Below are 20,286 nucleotides of genomic sequence, written 5' to 3'. Positions count from 1 at the left end.
GATGTGGGCGAATGCATGCCAGTCATATCATACCCAACGCGTAAAACTCTCCACCGTCTCTCGCGGCGTCCTGTAGGCATTCACTGGTGCCGATTCCTCCGCGTAACCAAGCGACATGCCGCAAACCAGCATCTCATCGGAGCCCGCGCCGACAAATGGCATCACAATTTTTGCGAAGTTGTTCCAGGCCGCCTGGGGGCAGGTGTGCAGATCAAGCGCGCGCGCGGCCAACATCACGGTCTGCAGGAACATTCCGTAGTCGATCAGTGAACCGCGGCCCATAACGCGATCGATGGTGAACATGAGACCGACCGGAGCGTCGAAGAACCGGTAATTCCGCTGTACCTGTGCGTGCATCTTGTCTTTCTCACCTTTTCCAATTCCGAGAAGACCGTATAGGCTCCAACCGTTATGACGCCGCCTGTCGATATAGGGTGAGATCCACCTTGATGGGTAGTAGCCGTCGACTTCGGCGTACTTGGCGGCAAGTGAAGGTTCTGCTGCGGCTGCGTCGTGCGCAGCACATACTTCCGCAACGAGTGCATCGCGGCGTTCCCCTTGCAGCACATACACCTTCCATGGCTGAGTGTTCGTGCTCGACGCCGAGCAACTAGCTATTCGCAAAATGTCCTCGACTTGGTGGCGTGCGACTGGCTTGCTATGGTTGAACGCACGGCACGAAAAGCGGCTTTCTATGGCAGCCACCACACTCGCCGGATCCGGGATGGGTGAATTGGATTGCGACATTCAGCACCTCAGACCGTGCCAGCCTTACGAAGTTCTGCAATTTGTCCGACTGAGAGCCCTGCGATTCCGCGAAGGACCTCGTCAGTGTGTGCGCCAAGCGCGGGCGCAGGCCTGATCTGCGGTGATGGCGTCCCGCTGAATTGAGGCTGCACGGCGGACATCTTCAGCGCGCCGATTTGCGGATGCTCGACGGTAGCTATGCTGCCCCGAGCCTGGTAGTGGGGATCGGCAACAATGTCCTCGATCGAGTAGATCAACGAATAGGCCAAGCCCTTTTCTTCGAAGATTTTGCAGACCTCCAGGACAGGTAGTGACTTGATCCAATCGGCGACAATCTTGTTGACTGCCTCAATGCCTGTGATGCGTTTCGCGTGGGTAGAAAAGCGCTCGTCGCCCGCAAGCACCGGAATAGCTTCGCATAGTCGCCCAAACATGCGGTCGTTGGACACCGTCAGAACTATGTAACGTCCATCGCAGGTTTCGAAATGATCGCCGGGCGCGGCTGCGAAGTGAATGTTGCCCGTCCGCTCCCGTGTGATACCCAGCTTCTCGTAAGCGGTGACCATCACGTCGGTGAAGCGAAACACTGTTTCGTAAAGAGAGAGATCGATCTGCTGACCGGTACCGCCGTTCGCATCACGATGGTGGAGTGCCACCATCGTCCCGAGCGCACCAAGCACCGCCGTCGAGTAGTCGGCCATTGCGGTGCCGAGCTTTACTGGAGCGCGATCCGCATAGCCCGTCGCATTCAAGGTTCCGCCCATCGCAAGCGCAATACGGTCGTATCCTGCACGACTTGAGTACGGCCCTGTCTGGCCGTATCCCGAAACACTGAGCATGACAAGCCTCGGATTCACCTTTTGCAGGTATTTCCAAGAGAGATTCCATTTATCCAGGATGCCAGGGCGGAAGTTCTCTACGAGCACATCGGCGCTTTTCAATAGCTCCTTCAGTACCCGCTGCCCTTCGGGATGGTGCAAATCGAGCGTTACGGATTTCTTGTTTCGGCCTTCAACGTTCCACCAAAGGCTCTCGCCTTCCAACGACGGCCCGATATGACGCAAAGCATCTCCGCGGCCAGGCTGCTCGATCTTGATCACCTCTGCGCCGTAGTCTGCAAGCAAGGTTGCGGCGACCGGGCCTGCAACCATCGTGCCGATGTCGATCACCCGGATGCCGGCCAACGCCCCTTTATTCTTGTGTTCCATAGTTTGAATTCCTTTATCGTTGGTATCGGGCGATTGGCCGGAAACCGGCATGGTCACCAAACTCGTTCCTCAATTCAGCTGGCCTTTCGCCCGCACCAGGGAGACAACCCGGCCCCACTTTTCTTGCTCCTGGCTTTGGAAACGGACCGCGTCCTCTGGGGAGCCCGAGAGTGGCTCGAGTCCTTTGGCACGCATCTCCGCCGCCCCCTTCGGGTCGCGCAGGTATGTGTTCATCTCCGCATTGAGTTTGGCGATGACTTCATCGCTGGTCCCCGCCGGCGCATAGAGGCCGATCCATGTGTTGGCCTCATAGCCGGGCACAGTCTTGGACGCTGCGGGAACGTCGGGGAGCTCACTGGACTGCCCGGGACTTGCAATCGCCAGCGCAACCATGCTCCCGGAACGAATGTAAGGAAGAACGTAAGCGGTGTTGGCAAGCATGATCCCGATATCGCCCGCGAGCATGGCCGTCGCCGTCGACGCGCCACCCCTGTAAGGGACGTGCAGGAGGTCGATTCCCACCATATTCAGCAGAAGCTCGGTCGCGAGATGGAAGGAACTGCCTGGCCCGTTAGACGCGTAAGTGAGCTTTCCCGGATTTTTCTTGGCATACTGGATGACGTCGTCCAAGGTCTTGAAGCCCGTCGCCGGGCTGGTAACGAAGACCAGTTCGGCACTGACGAGGAGCCCCGCCGCGCGGAAATCGCGCGTTGCGTCGTATTGCGTCTTCGAGACCATCGGGTTCACGACCATGACGGTCCCGGGACCTACAAGTAGCGTGTAGCCATCGGGTGCCGACCTGGCAACGTAGGTCGCACCAATGGCACCACTCGCTCCAGACCGGTTCTCGACGATGACCGACTTGCCGAGCGTCTTGGACAGATGCTGCGCGAGCGAGCGTGCCGTGATGTCCACAGCCCCCCCCGCCTCGGACGGAACGACAAGAGTGATGAGCCTGGTTGGATAGGCATCCTTGTTCTGCGCGCTTGCAGGCGTCGGCACGAAAGTCATCGCGCACAGAACGAGCGCCATCAAATTCATCGCGCCGCGCCGGCCGTTCCTCGAGTATTTGTCCAAGGTTGCTCCTTCTATGTTGAATGCATGAGATGGCAGGAGCTATTTGCCCTGGAACTTGGGAGCGCGTTTTTCCTTGAAAGCGGAAAGCCCTTCGACACGATCCGCAGAGAAGTGGTGCAGGTTGCTCAGGGCCCGCTCATAGCGCAGCGCTATCGGTGCAGGCTGGTCCAGCGCGTCATTAAGGGCCTGCTTCATCCTCGCCAGCACGAGCGGGCTCTTGGCCGCCAGTTTTGCGGCGAGCGCCGAAACCGCGTCAATGAACCCGTCATCGGCCACCACCTCGCTCACCAGTCCGAGAGCCATCCACGCGCTGGCCGGTCGCATGTCACCCGTGAACATGAGATGCTTTGCGTTGTTCAGCCCGACCTTTCTCGGCAGGCGCACTGTGGCGCCAGCACCCGGGAACAAGGCATAGTTCGAATGGGCATCGCCAAGGCGAGCCGACTCGGCGGCAATGACGAGGTCACAGGCAAGCACAAGCTCCAATCCGCCGGCGACCGCAATGCCGTTGATCGCGGCGATGACGGGCTTGGCGGAAGCTTCGATCACCTCCGTCAGCGCCCCGATCGCCTTCACGAAATCGGCGCCCGCTTCGGGGCTGCCCCTGGCGGGGTCCTTCAAATCGGCGCCAGCGCAAAACGCTCGGCCCTCGCCCGTCAGAACAATGACGCGCACGCCGGAGTCGCGCTGTGCATTCTCGATCGCACGCGTCAATGCATCAACGAGCGATGCCGTCAACGCATTGAGCGCCTGCGGTCGATTCAATTTGAGCCACAACACGGCGTCGCGCTGCTGCTGGTGAAGTTCTTCCATGTTCGTTGCTGTTTCCACTTGTGGCCTTTCGGGGACTCTGTTTGCGAGTTGAATGAGAGATTGCCTAGCGAAGACCGAGGGACTTCGCGACGATGCCGCGCAGCACTTCCTTCGTCCCGCCCCGGATCGTGCAGGACGGTGCGTGCAGGATGACGTTGGCGAGCGCCGCGCTATACGCCTCGGAAGCGCCCGCCTCCGGCTCGGTTTGCAGTACGAGCCTGAGGGTCTCGGGGATGTCCTGCTCGAAACAGGTACCGAGATCCTTGACCAGGGCGGCATGCAACGCGGGCTCCTGACCGTCGGCGATCATCGTGGCGATCGAGCGCGACATGCGCCGCAGGATCGAGAGATGGGCAACGAGCCGCCCCAGCGTCCTGGCGCCCTCAGCCGATCGCTGCTGCTTGAGGGCCACGGCGAATTCCTCCACGGCTCCCTGGTGGGACATGAAGCGTTCGGGCCCGCTGCGTTCGAGCGCCAGCTCGCTTGTGACCTGTTGCCAACCTTCGCCTTCCACCCCAATGAGTGCATCGGCCGGGAGGAAGACGTCTTGCAGGTGCACTTCATTGAAGTCATGATCGCCGGCGATATTCACGATAGGCCGGCACGTGATGCCCCGCGTCTTCATGTCAACCAGGAACTGGCTCAAGCCTGCATGTCGCGCTTCAGCAACAGGCGCGGTGCGACACAGCAAGATCATGTAGTGGCTGCGGTGTGCGCTTGACGTCCAGATCTTCGCGCCGTTGACGAGCCAGCCTCCATCCACTTTCGTGGCGCGGGTGCGGACGGACGCCAGGTCGGACCCGGAGTCTGGCTCGCTCATCCCGATGCAGAAGTAGCACTCGCCTGCGGCGATGCGCGGCAGGATGTCGTCTCGTTGCCGTTCGTTGCCGAACTTCAACAGCAGCGGGCCGCTCTGGCGGTCAGCCACGGAGTGCGCAAAGATCGGTGCGCGCGCTGCGAGCAGTTCCTCCAGCACGACATAACGTTCTAGAAGCCCGTACCCGCCCCCGCCGTAGCGCTTCGGGAAGCCCATGCCGATCCAGCCACGTGCACCAAGCGCCTTGCTGAACTCCGGATCAAAACCACCGAACGCGGCGGCCGCATGCCGATCGCCGTGCCAACCGTCGAGGAACTCGCGCACCTCGGCGCGCAGCTGTTCTCCGAGTTCGGACTGGCGCGGACGAGGAAAGACGAAGTTGTTCATTTCGCCACTCCCGTGGCTGCGCCACTTGCCGCCGGCGCCAGCGTGCGCCAGAGGGTCTGCTTGGTATCACCGGCCAAGATGCGTTCTCCAAGCGCGAGAGACCAGTACGCCTCGTTGCCGCACTCGTCCCGCCAGGACCATAGGCGCTTGGTGAAGCGATGGAGGTCGTGCTCCTCGGTGAAGCCGATCGCCCCGAAGACCTGGTGCGAGATGGCGCAGGCTTGACCCGCCGCTTCGCCAGTCCGGATCTTTGCGCTGGCCGCAGCAATGCTTTGCGTCAGGGGCTCGCCTTTTCCGGCCAACCAGTCATCGATCGCTTCGGTGCCAGCTTCGGCGGCAACACGCGCGGCTGCGGCCTGCGTCGCAAGGACGGCGATGTTCTGTTGGACGGCTTGGAACTTGCCAATCGGCCGGCCGAACTGCACGCGCAAGTTGGCGTACTCCACGGCCAGGCCGAGGGCTCGCTCGATCGCCCCCGCCATGAGGGCGCTGCGAACGATCGCCCCCACGGCGAGCAGCGCGCCCGCATCAAACGGGGCTGGCACCACTGCCTGCGGGACGACTCCATCGAGCAGCAGCGTATCGCGCGGCTCGCCGGCGAGATTGTGGCCCGGTGTGACCGAGACGCCCGCCGCATCACGTGCGAGGACGACCAGTTGGGCAGTGGTGCCAGGCCCGAGGATGAACGCCACATGCGTGCATGTGCGGCCCCATGGCACACGCGGGAGCGTTCCGTCCACGCGCCAGCCGTCGCGGGCGCGGGCGAGTCGTATCTGCTCCGGATGCGTCGAGAACGCGATCGTGGGCAATGTGGCGTCCTCCACGCCAGCGCGCTCCGCAAGCCAATGTCCGACCATCGCTTCCGCCAGTGGAACGGCCGCTGCGTGCTCGCCGGCAAGCCCCAGGAGCCCACACGCGTCTGCCCAGCTCACGCCAGCGCCGCCCTTGCTTTCGGCCAAGAGGGCTTTGTCGAAACCCGCGCCTTGCAGGACGGCCCAAAGGTCGGGTGGGTTGTCCGCAAAGATGCGAAGGGCCGATTCGTGCAGCATGTCCCGCATGTCGTCACTCATCGCGGTCTCTTTGCGTTCGGTCCGCGGCCGCTGGGACTGCAACCCTTGTTCGATCGCTCACGATCTGCTCCTTGATTCGGGTGATGACTTAAGTAGGCCTTTGCGGCCTCAGACCGGGTCCCACGTGAAGATGTCGCGCGACTTGTCGAGCGGGAAGAACGACGGCTTCATCATGGGGAGTGCAACTTCGAGACAGGCATCGACCGTCCATCCCTCGCCACGGTGCGCGGTGCGAATCGGGCGAGGTTGGGAGAACAGGTAGATTTCGTTGCTGCGAACACCGAAGATCTGGCCGGTTACGTCACGGGCTTCGTCGGTGAGCAGCGCGCAGGTGAACGGCGCGATCTTCGCAACCTGCATCCGCTCGTTGACCTTGGTGCGGGCCAGCCCTTCCGCGGTGTTGGTAGGGATCGAGCTCACCATGCGGGTGAATGCAAATGGCGCGATGCAATTCGATCGCACGCCGAAGCGCTCCATGTCGAGCGCAATCGATTTCGACAGGCCGACGATACCCATCTTGGCCGACGCATAGTTGGCTTGCGCGACGTTGCCGATCAAACCCGAGGTCGATGTCATGTGCACCATGACGCCGGACGCCTGGCTCTTGAAATGAGGGGCGACCGCTCGCGCCGTGTTGAAGCAGCCCTTGAGGTGAACCTTTACGACCGCGTCGAAGTCTTCCTCGGGCATCTTGTGGAAGATGCCGTCACGCAGGTTGCCGGCGTTGTTGACCAGTCCGTCGATTCGCCCGTAGACGTCGAGCGCTTGCTGCACGATGCGCTGTGCCGAGCTCCACTCAGCCACGCTATCGGTGTTGGCGCAGGCATCGCCGCCGGCGGCGCGGATCTTTTCGACGGTTTCCTGTGCCGGCCCGGCACTGCCGCCCGCGCCGTCCATGCTCACGCCCAAGTCGTTCACGATGACACGGGCGCCTTGGCGCGCGGCTTCAAGCGCAATCTCTTTCCCAACGCCGGCGCCCGCGCCGGTCACCACGATCACTTTTCCCTGCAGTCTCTCGGTCATCTCGTGCTCCAGATATTTCGATCACTTGTGCGGAGGTGAACGGCAAAGTCCGTCATGCCACGAGAATGGAGACCACCGCTGCTGCAGAGTCACCACCAACTTGCCCGCCGGAGTTTTGCGCCAAGCCGACCTTTGCCGCCTTGCGTTGACGCTCGCCTGCTTCCCCGCGCAACTGCTGAACCAGCTCGAATATCTGAGCCGTTCCAGTAGCCCCAATGGGGTGGCCCCGGCTAAGCAATCCGCCACTCGGATTGACCGAGATCCTTCCGCCGAGATCTGTGGCACCGCTTCGCAACATCTGGACGGCCTCTCCGGGTGCGCAAAGGCGCAGCGTCTCGCAATTGATCAGTTCGCCTGGCGCAGACGCATCGTGGACTTCGACAACATGCACTTCGCTCGGATCGATGGACGCCGCTTCATAAGCCGCCTTCGCAGCCCTCGCTGTAGCGTTCGGCCCTGTCGGATCCGCTAAGCCGGAAACAAGAGCTGATGTGGCCACCCATACCGGTCTGGCTCCAGTCAATTGCGCCGCAACTCGACTAGAGCACAGAACGATTGCCGCAGCACCGTCACCGATCGAAGAGCACATGGGAAGCGTCAACGGGTTGCTGATCATCCGAGCGGCCAACACTTCCTCTACCGTTGTCTTCTTACGGAATTGGGCAAAGGGATTGAGAGACGCCGCCCGTCGGCTTTTGACAACCACCTGGGCTATGTCAGCAGACGTCGTTCCCGTTGCCTCCATGTACCGACGGGTTCTCTCGGCGTAGATGTCCATGAAAATGGAGCCGCTCCCCGTCCCAACGTGCTCTGGCAGCTTTTCTTCCTTGTCTACCGCTCCTCCGAACGCCCCGAAGGAAACCGCTTTGTCGGCGTGAGTCAGCTTTTCAGACCCAACGACCAGTACAACGTCAGCCTGCCCGGCTTCCACGCACTGCCAAGCCAGATGAAACGCGGTGCTACCTGTAGCACAAGCGTTCTCGATGTTGATCATCGGTTTGCCCATGAGCCCGGTGTTTCTCAGCGCCGCTTGGGCACGCACCATCTCCTGCCCTGTGATGATGCCGGACGCAGCGTTGCCGAAGTAGATCCGTTCGATGCGCTCGCTTGTAATGCCGGCATCTTCCAGTGCAGTCCGTACGGCTTCTTCCGAAAGACTTCTGACCGAGCGGTCCAGAAACTTGCCAAAGGATGTCATTCCGATTCCAACGATTGCAACGCGGCCGGTCATCAGTCTCTCCAGTTCATGATCATTTAAGTAGGAACGCCGCAGCTAGGTCGCGGCAGCCTTCGGCAAAGCGATCGGTCAGATCGCAGAGCTATCATAGGTCCGGCGGGCGGGCCCGTCGTACTCGACTTGGTCCAGAGTGATCTGGCGCCAGCCGGGCTCACGCACCGACTCTTCGAATGCGTGGGCGAACAAGCCCGCTGTGCGCGGCACGACGATGAAGGCGCGAGCCAGACGCCAGTCGATGCCGAGATCCGAGATGATTGCTCCGACCGCGGCGTCGATGTTCGCCAACAGAGGCCGGTTCTTCTTCTTGATCAGCGCCTTTTCCAGTTCGCGGGTCATCCTGATATGGTTGCCTGCGAGCCCGTACTCTTCGGCGAGGGCGAAGAGCACCTTTCCCCGAGGATCGCCTTCCGGATGTTGTGGGTGCCCGAAGCCATCCAGCCGCTTGTGGTTGCTGACATATTCAGTCGCCAAGTCCTCATAGCTACGACCGCTGGAAGCTGCCTCCGACACAAGCTCCTGGATGTAGCGCGCGAACTCTTCGCCTGCGCCCCCGTGCACGTCGCCAAACATCATGGCGCCTGCCGCGACTGAGCATTGAATCGGTACGCCCGCAGCTTGCACAAATCGGGTTACCGTCGAGGAGGGCGAGATGCCATGGTCGGCTACTGAGATGAACATCGCATTGATGATCTTGGACTCGTTGCCCTTGGGCAGCTCACCCTTGTAGAGCAGGTACACCAGGGCTCCGAAATCGATTTTTCCGACAAGGTCTTTGAGCACGTCGTATCCTCTGACCACCGTTCCCTCGTCAGTCACATCAGCGATAGAGGTGCGCCAATACTTTCGATCAGAAGTCTTCGTCATCATGATTCTCCGGAGGTCAGTGGTTAATAGCCCATGAGCGCGACCGGCCCATCGCAGGCCAGACAGCTACGAAATAAGTGATCAGGCCGCCTAACACCCCGATGCCCACAAGTACGGCGACAACGGCGAGGTAGGCCAACCAAGGTTCACACCAAGCAGGTAACCCAGAACGGCGCCGGCCATCACCAGAGTGCCCTGCGCGAACTTGAACGCTTCGCTCGTGGCAACTAAGAGGGGCAGACTGGTCGAGATGAGGACGAACATGTTTGCAAATGCCAGCCCAGTGACCACGCCGAGCATCGGGGCGGTAAACGTCATGCACGCCCCCGCATCGCAAGAGTGCCAGCGAATGCGCATGGCCGGACCGCGTGAGCGCGTGCCCACAGGGGTATCAATGCAAACGGCAGTCTCCGCCCCCAATTGTCTCTCCCTGTCACATTTGTCTCGTTTGGCCCATGGTCAGGGCTCTCGTCCCAATTTTGTCACTTGTTGGTTGTATGTCAAGTTTTTTTAACGATGTATTTCAAAACTCGTTCTCGGTTAAGGTCATCGCCAAGCCGACTGGCCGTCAGCCCATAGCCATCGGTTGGTGCCCGCGCGACGCGGGCTACTCCAATCGCGCCAGAGGCACCGGCTAGGTTCTCAACGACCACCGGCTGACCAAGCTCGACAGCCAGCGATTCGGCAAGTCGGCGTGCGACTTGGTCAGTTGGGCCGCCCGACGTGAACGGTACGATGAGACGAATATGTGATGGCGAGCGCCAGCGCCGCATCGCTCCATCGAATGACAGCGCTCTTCCTGCTCCGCGCGCTTTGTGTCATTTGCGCTCTCCATGCGCAAATCGGGGCACCGACTCCCAAGCCGAAAGCGCCGCCTCGAAGTCCCGGCCGGGCTCGGCCTGAGGTGGCTTCGGGGTGTCGGGCACGCTGCGGCTGAAGCGAGGAGCCGGAGCGGGTTGGACCACACCGTCGATGTCGATGAAAGTGCCGCGGGCCTGGAGATGCGGATGCCGCGGCGCCTCGTCAAAGGACAGCACCGGCGCAAAGCAGACGTCGGTTCCTTCCAGGAGATCGCACCAAGCTTGGCGGGTGCGGCTGCGGAAAATCCCCGCGAGCGTCACCTTCGCGGCCGCCCAATTGGCACGATCGTACTGTTCACCCAGCTGCGCAGCGTGCATGCCTAGACGATCCAGCAATTGCGCGTAAAAGCGCGCCTCCACCGGCCCAATTGAGATCCAGAGCCCGTCTTGGCACTCGTAAACGTCGTAGAACGGCGCGCCTGAATCCAGCACGTTGCTGCCGCGCTCGGGCTGCCAAAGCCCACCCGCGTGCTGACCGTAAAATGGCATTGCCATTGATGCCGTCCCGTCCACGATCGCGGCGTCGATCACCTGTCCACGCCCCGATTGCCGCGCCTCCAGCAATGCCGAGAGAACGCCGATCACCAAGTACAGCGCTCCGCCGGAGAAGTCTCCTGCCAGGGCCAAGGGGATCGCCGGAGCTCCGCCTTTGCGCCCTATGGCTGCCAAAACTCCGGTCAATGCGATGTAGTTCACATCGTGCCCCGCGGCGTGCGCGAGCGGGCCGCTCTGGCCCCACCCCGTGATGCGCCCGTACACCAGACGAGGATTACGCGCAAAGCAAACATCCGGCCCCAAACCCATGCGCTCCGTGACACCAGGCCGAAAGCCTTCGATCAGGACGTCTGCGCTGTCGACCAGGCGAAGCACCTGTTCCACCGCCTCCGGCTGCTTCAGATCCAGCGCCAGCCTCGGCCGGTTGCGCAGCAACAGGTCGTAGCGGGCGGGTCGCTTGATGCCGATGTCGGCAGGCTCGGTGCGGTCAATGCGAAGCACCGTAGCGCCGAGATCCGCAAGCAGCGTTGCGGCGAACGGGCCTGGTCCGATGCCGGCAAGTTCGACGACCTTGATGCCTTCCAGAGGGCCCATAGGATTACTCACCTTTCTTGTCAGCGCGGGTCCTGTCGCACGCCACGTGGCCAATCTTCCAGGGTCAGCGTTGTTCGAAACCCATGCACCCCGGGCTGATTGTAAAGCGATTATTGTGTGTCGACCAACAAGTTTTTATTGACCACACGGTGGCTCCTCGAAATAATGGAGGCATTCATTCCGAGATACCCAAGGGTCCCCCATGGACTTCAAGCTTTCCGACGATGCGCGCGCGATGCAGGAAATGACGCACAAGATGGTCAACGACCTGCTCAAGCACGAGGCGCACTTCCACGAAACAAACGAGGTGCCCGACGTGGTGGACGCGACCTTGCGCAAGGCGGGCTACTACGGGCTTGCCATCCCCGAGGAATTCGGCGGGACCAATGTCGACAAAGTGACTTTGGCTCTGATCTCGCTGGAGCTCGCGCGCATGCCGCCTCAGTTCTGGCCGCTGGTTCGCCCCTCCATGGGGCCGATCCCCCACGCTCTCCTCCGCCACGGCACGGCAAAGCAGAAGGAACAATGGCTCCCTCAGATTGCGGCGGGTACGAAGGCGGGCTCCTTTGCACTGACCGAACCGGACGCCGGATCCGACGTTGCCGCAATGAAGACCACTGCCGTAAGAAAGGGCGACAAGTGGGTTCTCAACGGGTCAAAGATGCTCATTTCTAACGCAAACAAGGCCGGTGTGATCCTGGTGTTTGCCAGGACGGACAAGAGCAAAGGCCGCGACGGCGTTTCCTGCTTCCTCGTGGAGCCTCAAAATCCCGGATTCGGCATCAGCAAGCCGATTCCCACCATGGGGTGGATGAACGACGGCGTTTTTGGACTCACGTTCGAAAATTGCGAGGTGCCAGCCGAGAATCTGCTCGGCGAGGAGAACCGCGGGTTCTACTATGCACTGGAGGGGCTGAATGAAGGTCGCATCAATGTGGCCTGTCAAGCGCTGGGAAGCAGCCAGATCGCGTTCGAACACGCGCTTCAATACTCGAAAGACCGCCTGACCTTCGGCGAGCCTCTGTCCAGTCACCAGGCGGTGCAACATATGCTGGCCGACATGGCCATGGATCAGCATGCCGCCCGCTTGCTGTTGCTGGATGCGGCATCGGGCCTGCAAAACGGCGATGACGTGCGCCTGAAGTGCTCCTACGCCAAGGTATTCTGCACAGAGGCTGCCAGTCGTGTCGCTGATAAGGCGTTGCAGATTTTTGGCGGCGCGGGCTACATCAGGGGCATGATAGTGGAGCGGGTGTACCGCGATCTGCGTGTTACCAGGATCTTCGAGGGCGCCAACGAGATCCAGCGGAACATGATCGCGAAGCAGTTGCTGAACGGTTAGCAAGACGGCGCCGATGCCACGAGTGCGCACAGGTGGCGCGCGGTCCGGATGCAAAACGACGCCGCCCGTGGGCGTCAGCCCGAATGAGGATCGCAGCGAGTATGTCTCCACGGCGTTCAGCGTCGTCGGCGCGAGCAAGGTTTTGCCACGTCAGCACCCGACGCTACGGCGAGGCAAGGAGGAATGCTCGCTGCAAACCAACCTGCGTGAGTGCCGCGGAGAGCGGTAGCTGGGTTTGAACGAGCCACTGAAAACAACCGGCAAGGTGCTTTGTCGTGGTACTCCGGGGGCACGTATCGGTACCGAGAGTTGCTTCGGCTCGCACTACCTGGCGGGTGGAATGGCGCGCGCGGCGCAGCGCAGCCTATGAGCGGCAGCACTACCGTAAGCGGCCAGCCGTCCCACCTTGAGTAGAGCCCGCGGCTAAACGATGCTGTTCAGTCAAAGACAACGATCGAGCCGGCGAAATCTACGTCGGTCAGACCCACCGGGTGAAACTCTCCACGGTTTCCCGAGGGGTTCGGTCTTGACCGGGGACGTAGTCATCGCATTGCCACCAGCACAATCCCGAGATTGTCCGGGAGGCGCGCCGAAGGCATTCGTCGGTTATGCAGGGGTCTTCGAAATCGCATCGACTGCTTTATTCTCATTTTTCCCCCGCTAATCGTTTTCGACCCGCCGTCGCACTGTGCCCATTGCGCGGCTAGACGATTCCGGCCTTCCTCAGCTCGGCCAGCTTCTCAACCGAGACACCTGCGAGTTCCTGCAGGACTTCCTCCGTGTGCGCACCCAAGTCGGGGGCCGCGTGCACTTTGGGTGCCGGCGTCTGGCTGAACCTCGGCTGCACCGCTGGCATCTTTAACGCTCCGAGCCTCGGGTGCTCGACAGTGACGATGGCCTCGCGCGCGTCGTACTGAGGGTCCGCAACAATGTCCTCGACGGAATAGATGAGCGAGTAGGCAAGGCCCTTCGCGTCAAGAACGCGGCAGACTTCCGGCACAGGTAGTGACTTCATCCACGCGGCCACCATCCGATTGGCCGCTTCCACATTGGCGAGGCGCTTGGCGTGCGTTTGGAACCGCTCGTCGCCGATGAATTCCGGAATAATTTCGCACAAGCGCGCGAACATACGGTCCGACGATACGGTGAGCACGATGTAGCGGCCATCGATCGTTTGGAAATGATCGCCGGGAGCAGCGGCGAAGTGCACGTTTCCAGTACGTTCGCGCTTGAGGCCAAGCTTCTCATACGCGGTCACCATGACATCGGTGAAGCGAAATACCGCTTCAAACAGCGAGAGATCGACTTGCTGACCCTTTCCGCCTCGCGCGTCGCGGTTGTACAGCGCCACCATCGTCCCGAACGCGCCAAAAAGCGCTGTTTGATAATCGGCCATAGCCGTGCCGGGCCGCACCGGCGCACGGTCGGGATATCCCGTGATGTTCAGCACCCCGCCCATGGCCAGGCCCATGCGGTCGTAGCCCGCGCGCGATGCGTAGGGCCCGGTCTGGCCGTAGCCGGAGACGCTGAGCATCACAAGCCGTGGATTGATCTTCTCCAGTTCCTGCCACGACAGATTCCACTTCTCCAAAGTGCCCGGACGAAAATTTTCAACAACAACGTCGGCATGTTTCACCAATTCCTTGAGGATCCGCTGTGCTTCCGGATGGTGCAAGTCGAGCGTGATGGACTTCTTGTTTCGCCCCTCGACATTCCACCAGAGACTCTCGCCATCTGCGTACGGGCCGATGTGGCGTAGCGTGTCTCCCCGGCCTGGCTGTTCAACCTTGATGACCTCCGCGCCGAAGTCCGAAAGTAATGTCGCGGCGACGGGCCCCGCCACCATCGTTCCGAGGTCGATCACCCGCACACCAGAAAGCGGCCCTTTGTCTCTTTGTTCCATGGTTTCCGTCCCTTGGTTGGCCAATTTTCTGAGTTGAATGGCAGGTTTTGACGCCGGCCGTCTGCCAAAAATTTTTGGTCCCTATCGCCGCTCCGCGCCTGCAATGTTTGGGAGCGCAGTTCCGGGGGCAGAGGCGTATCCCTTACCGCCGGGCAGACGCAGAGGTGAGGGCAGCGCAGCGATGTTCGGTGCGAGGCGGCGTCTTGTCAGAGCGTCCATCAGTTCAACCGCCCGTTCGCTCCCCGGCGGCCGGTTCTCGACGATGACCCGGTTACAGAACGCTTTCGAGGCGCCGCACCAGTCATTCCTGCGGTGAACCTTCACTAAAGTCTCCTCAAAAGTGCTGCAGGACGCAGAGCAGTTGATAACAAGGCGCCGACGAACTATTTTGTCAGCGACATTCCAAGAGCTTCCGCAACTATTTCCCTTGGAACTGTGGAGCGCGCTTTTCCTTAAAGGCGGCCAGCCCCTCTGCACGGTCAGCAGAAAAATTGTGCAAGTTGCTCAGCACACGTTCATAACGCAGGGCAATGGGCGCCGGCTGATCAATTGAGTCATTGAGTGCTTGCTTCATTCTGGCCAGTACCAAGGGACTCTTGGTAGCAAGCTTCTTAGCCGACATAGCGACGGCGTCGATGAAACCTGCATTAGGAACGACCCGGCTCACCAGGCCTAGAGCCTTCCATTCACTGGCGGGAAGCGATTCCCCGCTGAACATGACATGCTTTGCGTTGTTGACGCCGATTTTTCTCGGAAGACGCACCGTCGCGCCGCCACCCGGGAATAGGGCGTAGTTCGAGTGTGCATCCCCAAGAACAGAAGACTCTGCTGCGAAGACAAGATCACATGCGAGTACAAGCTCCAGTCCGCCGGCGACGGCGATGCCGTTGATGGCCGCGACGACCGGCTTGGTGCAAGCCTCCATCAGTTCGGTCAATGCGCCGATGGCTTTGACGAAGGCAAAGCCGGCGTCGGGCCCGCGCTTTGCGCTGTCCTTCAGATCAGCACCGGCGCAAAATGCTCGGCCTTCGCCGGTCAGCACGATTACTCGCACCTCCGGATCCCTCTGAGCACCTTCAATTGCCGCTGTCAGGGCGTCAACGAGCGAGGCCGTGAGCGCATTCAGGGCCTGCGGCCGATTCAGCTTGAGCCACAACACACCCTCGCTCTGCTCTAGTAGGAGTTCTTCCATGTTCGCTCCTGGTTGCATGTGATGCCTTTCTGCGCGATCGGGATAGGCGAGTGCTTCATCTTCTAATAATTTGATTGTTGAATAACAAGCATGTTATCGGACGCCAGCCCTGTCCTACGGTCATACGCCTCAACGTAGACCGAGCGACTTTGCGACGATGCCGCGCAAGACTTCCTTGGTACCGCCGCGGATCGTGGAGGACGGCGCATTGAGAATGACATGGGCCAGAGCCACGCTATAGCTGTCAGAGGCAGTGGGATCGGGCTCAGTCCGCAGCACCAGTCGGGCCACCTCTGGGATCTCTTGCTCGAAGACTGTGCCGAGATCCTTTACCAGGGCGGCATGTAGCGCGGGATCCTGCTCGTCCGCGATCAATGTAGCTACAGATCGCGACATGCGCCGCAGCGTCGCGAGGTGGGCTACCAGCCGCCCGAGCGCTTTAACGCCCTCAGGCGATCGTTGTCGCTTCAGAGCGGTAGCAAGCTCTTCCAGCACACCCAGGTGTGAAAGGAAACGTTCCGGTCCGCTTCGCTCGAACGCCAGTTCGCTCGTGACCTGTCGCCAGCCGTCGCCTTCAGCACCAATAAGGGCGTCGGCTGGGAGCAAGACGTCTTGGAAGTGCACTTCGTTGAAGTCCTGGTCACCGGCAATGTTGACAATGGGGCGACAGACAATCCCGGACTTCTTCATGTCTACCAGGAACTGACTTAGTCCCTCATGACGCGTTTGACTCGCTGGCGACGTGCGACACAGCAGGATCATGTAGTGGCTGCGGTGCGCATTCGTCGTCCAGATCTTCGCGCCGTTTACGAGCCAACCTCCATCCACTTTCGTGGCGCGTGTGCGCACCGAGGCCAGGTCCGACCCGGAATCCGGCTCACTCATCCCGATGCTGAAAGTGCATTTGCCCGCCGCGATCCGTGGCAGGATTTCCTCGCGTTGCCGTTCGCTGCCGTATCTCAGCAGCAAAGGGCCACTCTGCCGGTCGGCCACCGCATGCGCGGTGATCGGAGCCCGGGCCCCCAGCAATTCCTCGAGGACAACATAGCGTTCCACGAGTCCGTACCCGCCACCGCCGTAGCGCTTGGGGAAGCCCATGCCGATCCAGCCTCGCGCACCCAGCGCTTCGCTGAACTGTGGATCGAAGCCGCCGAAGATGGTGGCCGCGTGCTGGTCGTGTCGTGCGCCGCGCCAGTCATTGAGGAACTCGCGAACCTCAACTCGCAGCTTCTCGCCGACGTCGGATTGCCGTGGGCGAGGGAAAGACACATTGTTCATCGCTCCACCCCCGTGACCAGGCTGTATGCGACTGCCCAGCTCGAGCCGGCTCCGCTCTTGCCCTCTGGCAGCAGTGCTCCATCGAACCCAGCTTCTTGCAGAACTGCCCACAAGTAAGACGGTTGATCTTCAAAGTTGCGACGTGCAGCATCGTGGAGTATGTCTCTCATGCCGTCGCTCATCACGAACTCCTAGCTCCATCGCGGCCGCTTGGTGTCGCGAATGCTTGTTCGACCACTGAAACCACCTGCTCTTTGTTTTTGCGTAAGTCGGTCATGCGACCTTGCGCAAGGCGCATTTGAGCCAGACCACGTGTGACACCAACTACGAATTCGGCGCCTAGCTTGATATCCACATCCGGTCGCACCTCGCCCTTCGCAAGGCCTATGCGCAAGTTATCCTCCAGCCAAGCAACAATCGGACGGCTGCTTTCGTGAACAATATCGAGGGTCTCGGAGTCATCCAGCAATGTCTCAGCGAGCAACAGCAGATTTGCGCGGGTATTTACCCACTCCGCGTCGGTGCGTCCGAAGTACACGCGTACGTAGCTCAACACCGCATGCAGTCCCCTAGTCGATGGCGGCGCCTCTTGTATTTTTTCCGTGAACGATTGATACATGCGTGACACCAAAGCGCGCAGTAAGGCACCCTTATTGCCGAACTGATGCGTCGCCTGGCCGCGGCTGTACCCGGCTGCCTCGCCGATCTCCGCCAGCGTCATTCCCACCCAACCTTTGCGCGAGAGTAAGTCGATTGCCGCGGCGAGAAGTCGCTCTTCCGATTCGGATCGACGCTCTTCCTGGGTCCGCCGCCGCCGCGGTGCACTTGATTTCTTCGGTGCGGCGCGTACGCGCGCCTCGGAAACTAATTTCGCGAGAGAGACAGTGTTATCTTCGCCAATTTCGCGCAGCGCTGCCTGCGCGGCGTCTTGCGCCGCTCGCCCTTTTCCCACGGTCGAACTCCTTAGGTTGCTCAATCATCCCTTCGGCAATGCATGTTTTGTGCGAGTTGCCCGTCAAGTAGGTGTTGGAGTCGCCATACCTGAGACTCGCCAACCGAAACGGCGTCATCATTCCGATGCTGCTGAGCCTAATGGACGAGCTGCGTGCTGATCAGTTGCGGCAAGGTCCGCTTACGCACCAGATGGCCCCCCCGCGAAAAAGCGGCGGGGGTTTTCGTCCAGCAGCGCAAAGATCTCCTCCTGCTTTAAGCCTCGCTCCAGCAACATTGGAACAAAGGTGGTAAAGAGGTGCGTGAAACCAGGCCCCCAAGGGTTGTTGGCTTGTGTCGCGGCAGCCTTGATTGCCGCCTCATCCGATGGACTTCCATGGCGGCCACGCAAGGCGCACCAATGGTCCTGACTCATTAGAATTCGATGCGAGTGCCCAGCGCGAAACAAGTCAACAAGGCAGTCCGCGCGGACCTCATCTTTCTGAAAGTGGGTGAGCCCGATACGATCAAATCCAACGTACGAGCCCCGCCCGGCGATGCTTCGATGATATGCACGATCGGAGCTCCCGCAACAATGACCGATGAGCGCGCGATGCAGCGGCACGCCATGCCGCTCAAATACATCCTGCTGCTCCGGCCCGCCAAGCCCTGCATGCGTGTGGGTGATGATGGAAACGCCGGTAGCCTGCTGCGCTATGGATGCCGCGGCGAAGCACTTCGCCTCTCCTTCAGTCATGGTCGGCTGCCCCTCACTAGCACACTTGATGGCCCCCGCGCGAATGCCCGTGTCGCCCACACCTCGCTCAAGCTCGTGGATGTACAGCTCGGCGATCTGCTCGACCGTCGAATTTCGCCAGTACGACGGTAACCCTCGCGCTTCCGTATAGAACCCTGTGCAACAGACGATGTTCATCTGTGCCTTCTCGGAAACTTCGGCCATGAGCCGAACATCGCGACCCATTTCCATCGGGCATGGATCGACGAATGTGCGGACACCGTGCTCGACGCGCAATTGCGTCAGCCGTCTTACTGCTTCCGCGACAAAGGCCGGTCGATCGAATGTCGCCTTCGGGTCAAGTTCCGCGCCGGGAAAGGAAACATAGAGGTGCTCATGCACAAGGGTACGCCCCAAATCGTTAACGTCGACGGGCCCCGTGACGGTTTGAATCATCATGAACTTTACGTCCTTTCAATCCTTGAAGTTCAGCTCTTCGCCTTCGTACATTCCGTCCACTGCCGCGCTCGTGCGAACCAGTCCCCAGAATTTTGAGTAGTCGGCGTTTGACGAAGTGTGATCTGCTTTCGTCCAGGCCGGATTGCCCAGAGCAAGCGAGTTTGTCGCAGAATAATCGGTTGCGGTTCCGATCGACTCGAAGGCGGCCTTGATGTTGTCCGAGTTGATACCGCCCGGCATCTTGGCCGCTTTTTCGACGCCCCACTTGATCGTATACACCAAGTCCCGGGCGCCTAGGCTGAAGCCGAAGTTGGGGATAGGTCCAAGCTTGCGCAGTTCGGACACGAAAATCTGTAGATCAGGATTCGGCGAACCACCCATCCGGGTGCCGGCGCGGTAGAAGATGGCGTGGAACTGGCCGCTCACCGGCGTAGGCACGACGCTCGTGAGATCGCCGGACAGGGCGGCGTTGCCGCTCACCACGGGCGCTTTCCAACTGAGTGTCTGGAGGCCGACCATCAAGGCCCGGATGCTTTCGCGCGACGTCGAATCGAAGGCGATGCTGTCTGCGCCGGCGTCGCGCAACGATTGCAGATTCGCACCGAGGTCCTTTGCGTCCGGCGAGAAAGTCTTCATGCCGACAACTTCCATCCCCTTCGCTGGAATTTCACTTTTTAGTTGCTCGCCGTTTGCGAGGTTGCTCGGATTGGTCGAGACTAGGATACCGACCTTTTTGCCTCCCACCTTCCGGAGCCCGGCGGCGATGGCCGGGGCACGCTTCAAGGCGACGTCCCCCATCTGAAAGCTGTAAGGGAACTCCTTGGCATCGCCAATCTTCGGAGCCGTGCCCTGTGTAATCGTCAGGATCTTTTTTTCGCTGGTGTATGGCAAGACGGCGAGTGTCAGGCCACTTATGGCCTCTGGATAGAGGATGTCGACCTTCCGCTCCTCAACCAACTCGCGTGCAGCGAGCAAAGCGCGTTGCGCGGTCGAGCCGCTGTCGCGATAGACGATTTCAAGCTTCCGACCAGCAATTCCGCCTGCATCATTGATCTGCTTCTGTGCGACCTCCAAGCCGGTTTGGATCGGACCGGCGTACTGGGAAGCGGCGCCAGATTGGGGCAAGATCACCCCAAAAACGAGGGGATTGCCTTGCGCTTGAGCGGTCTGATGAAGAAGTGCGTTTGCGCCCAGCATCACACCCAAGGTGATCAGCCGCCTGCTACGTGAGAATTTCATCCGCTTCTCCTTTTG

The 20,286-nt window shown here is 60.6% G+C and carries 19 protein-coding genes; 1 reads left to right on the top strand and 18 read right to left on the bottom strand.

The window, feature by feature from the left end:
- Positions 1 to 27: 27 nt before the first annotated feature.
- The 12 genes from IVB22_RS11700 to IVB22_RS11645 form a co-directional block, all read right to left on the bottom strand.
- Positions 28 to 747, bottom strand: coding sequence for a nitroreductase (locus IVB22_RS11700; RefSeq protein WP_247517467.1), 720 nt, complete (start codon positions 745 to 747; stop codon positions 28 to 30).
- An 8-nt stretch (positions 748 to 755) separates the two neighbouring features.
- Complete coding sequence (locus IVB22_RS11695) at positions 756 to 2,006, bottom strand: CaiB/BaiF CoA-transferase family protein (RefSeq protein ID WP_247517867.1); 1,251 nt, start codon at positions 2,004 to 2,006, stop codon at positions 756 to 758.
- 18 nt (positions 2,007 to 2,024) lie between these two features.
- The gene (locus IVB22_RS11690) at positions 2,025 to 3,032 is read right to left on the bottom strand and encodes a tripartite tricarboxylate transporter substrate binding protein (RefSeq protein WP_247517466.1); all 1,008 of its coding nucleotides are present in this window, start codon (positions 3,030 to 3,032) and stop codon (positions 2,025 to 2,027) included.
- Between the two features lie 39 nt (positions 3,033 to 3,071).
- On the bottom strand, positions 3,072 to 3,845 hold the full coding sequence (locus tag IVB22_RS11685) for an enoyl-CoA hydratase/isomerase family protein (RefSeq protein ID WP_247517465.1): 774 nt from the start codon (positions 3,843 to 3,845) through the stop codon (positions 3,072 to 3,074).
- A 64-nt stretch (positions 3,846 to 3,909) separates the two neighbouring features.
- Entirely contained in the window at positions 3,910 to 5,049 is a 1,140-nt protein-coding gene (locus IVB22_RS11680; RefSeq protein WP_247517464.1) for an acyl-CoA dehydrogenase family protein, read from the bottom strand.
- A complete protein-coding gene (locus tag IVB22_RS11675; RefSeq protein ID WP_247517463.1) occupies positions 5,046 to 6,119 on the bottom strand; it encodes an acyl-CoA dehydrogenase family protein in 1,074 nt (357 codons plus the stop codon). Before IVB22_RS11675 ends, IVB22_RS11680 begins: the two co-directional genes overlap by 4 nt.
- A 108-nt stretch (positions 6,120 to 6,227) precedes the next feature.
- Complete coding sequence (locus IVB22_RS11670; protein WP_247517462.1) at positions 6,228 to 7,142, bottom strand: SDR family NAD(P)-dependent oxidoreductase; 915 nt, start codon at positions 7,140 to 7,142, stop codon at positions 6,228 to 6,230.
- 52 nt (positions 7,143 to 7,194) lie between these two features.
- On the bottom strand, positions 7,195 to 8,373 hold the full coding sequence (locus IVB22_RS11665; RefSeq protein WP_247517461.1) for a thiolase family protein: 1,179 nt from the start codon (positions 8,371 to 8,373) through the stop codon (positions 7,195 to 7,197).
- Positions 8,374 to 8,448: 75 nt separating this feature from the next.
- Positions 8,449 to 9,243 carry a citryl-CoA lyase gene (locus IVB22_RS11660; protein WP_247517460.1) on the bottom strand — a complete coding sequence of 265 codons (795 nt, stop codon included), beginning with the start codon at positions 9,241 to 9,243 and terminating at the stop codon, positions 8,449 to 8,451.
- A gap of 90 nt (positions 9,244 to 9,333) precedes the next feature.
- Positions 9,334 to 9,561, bottom strand: coding sequence for a hypothetical protein (locus IVB22_RS11655; protein ID WP_247517459.1), 228 nt, complete (start codon positions 9,559 to 9,561; stop codon positions 9,334 to 9,336).
- Between the two features lie 182 nt (positions 9,562 to 9,743).
- Positions 9,744 to 10,016, bottom strand: coding sequence for a tripartite tricarboxylate transporter substrate-binding protein (locus IVB22_RS11650; protein WP_247517458.1), 273 nt, complete (start codon positions 10,014 to 10,016; stop codon positions 9,744 to 9,746).
- 45 nt (positions 10,017 to 10,061) lie between these two features.
- Complete coding sequence (locus IVB22_RS11645; RefSeq protein WP_247517457.1) at positions 10,062 to 11,192, bottom strand: CaiB/BaiF CoA-transferase family protein; 1,131 nt, start codon at positions 11,190 to 11,192, stop codon at positions 10,062 to 10,064.
- A gap of 202 nt (positions 11,193 to 11,394) precedes the next feature.
- Here IVB22_RS11645 and IVB22_RS11640 point away from each other — a divergent pair, with 202 nt between their 5' ends.
- Positions 11,395 to 12,534 carry an acyl-CoA dehydrogenase family protein gene (locus IVB22_RS11640; RefSeq protein WP_247517456.1) on the top strand — a complete coding sequence of 380 codons (1,140 nt, stop codon included), beginning with the start codon at positions 11,395 to 11,397 and terminating at the stop codon, positions 12,532 to 12,534.
- 703 nt (positions 12,535 to 13,237) lie between these two features.
- On the opposite strand, the gene IVB22_RS11635 is transcribed toward IVB22_RS11640, so the two are convergent.
- From IVB22_RS11635 to IVB22_RS11610, 6 genes are all read right to left on the bottom strand, one after another.
- Entirely contained in the window at positions 13,238 to 14,437 is a 1,200-nt protein-coding gene (locus IVB22_RS11635) for a CaiB/BaiF CoA-transferase family protein (RefSeq protein ID WP_247517455.1), read from the bottom strand.
- Between the two features lie 418 nt (positions 14,438 to 14,855).
- The gene (locus IVB22_RS11630) at positions 14,856 to 15,629 is read right to left on the bottom strand and encodes an enoyl-CoA hydratase/isomerase family protein (RefSeq protein ID WP_247517454.1); all 774 of its coding nucleotides are present in this window, start codon (positions 15,627 to 15,629) and stop codon (positions 14,856 to 14,858) included.
- 129 nt (positions 15,630 to 15,758) lie between these two features.
- Positions 15,759 to 16,907 (bottom strand): acyl-CoA dehydrogenase family protein, encoded by a 1,149-nt coding sequence (locus IVB22_RS11625; RefSeq protein ID WP_247517453.1) that lies wholly within the window; start codon positions 16,905 to 16,907, stop codon positions 15,759 to 15,761.
- Positions 16,908 to 17,088: 181 nt separating this feature from the next.
- Complete coding sequence (locus IVB22_RS11620; RefSeq protein WP_247517452.1) at positions 17,089 to 17,859, bottom strand: TetR/AcrR family transcriptional regulator; 771 nt, start codon at positions 17,857 to 17,859, stop codon at positions 17,089 to 17,091.
- A gap of 180 nt (positions 17,860 to 18,039) precedes the next feature.
- A complete protein-coding gene (locus IVB22_RS11615) occupies positions 18,040 to 19,032 on the bottom strand; it encodes a phosphotriesterase (RefSeq protein ID WP_247517451.1) in 993 nt (330 codons plus the stop codon).
- Between the two features lie 15 nt (positions 19,033 to 19,047).
- Positions 19,048 to 20,271 (bottom strand): ABC transporter substrate-binding protein, encoded by a 1,224-nt coding sequence (locus tag IVB22_RS11610; RefSeq protein ID WP_247517450.1) that lies wholly within the window; start codon positions 20,269 to 20,271, stop codon positions 19,048 to 19,050.
- Positions 20,272 to 20,286 lie beyond the last annotated feature (15 nt).

Origin of the sequence: Bradyrhizobium sp. 190 (assembly GCF_023073415.1) — a bacterium.
Lineage (GTDB): Bacteria > Pseudomonadota > Alphaproteobacteria > Rhizobiales > Xanthobacteraceae > Bradyrhizobium.
The sequence above is the reverse complement of the archived record's forward strand: the minus strand, read 5'-3'. Positions and strand labels throughout refer to the sequence as shown.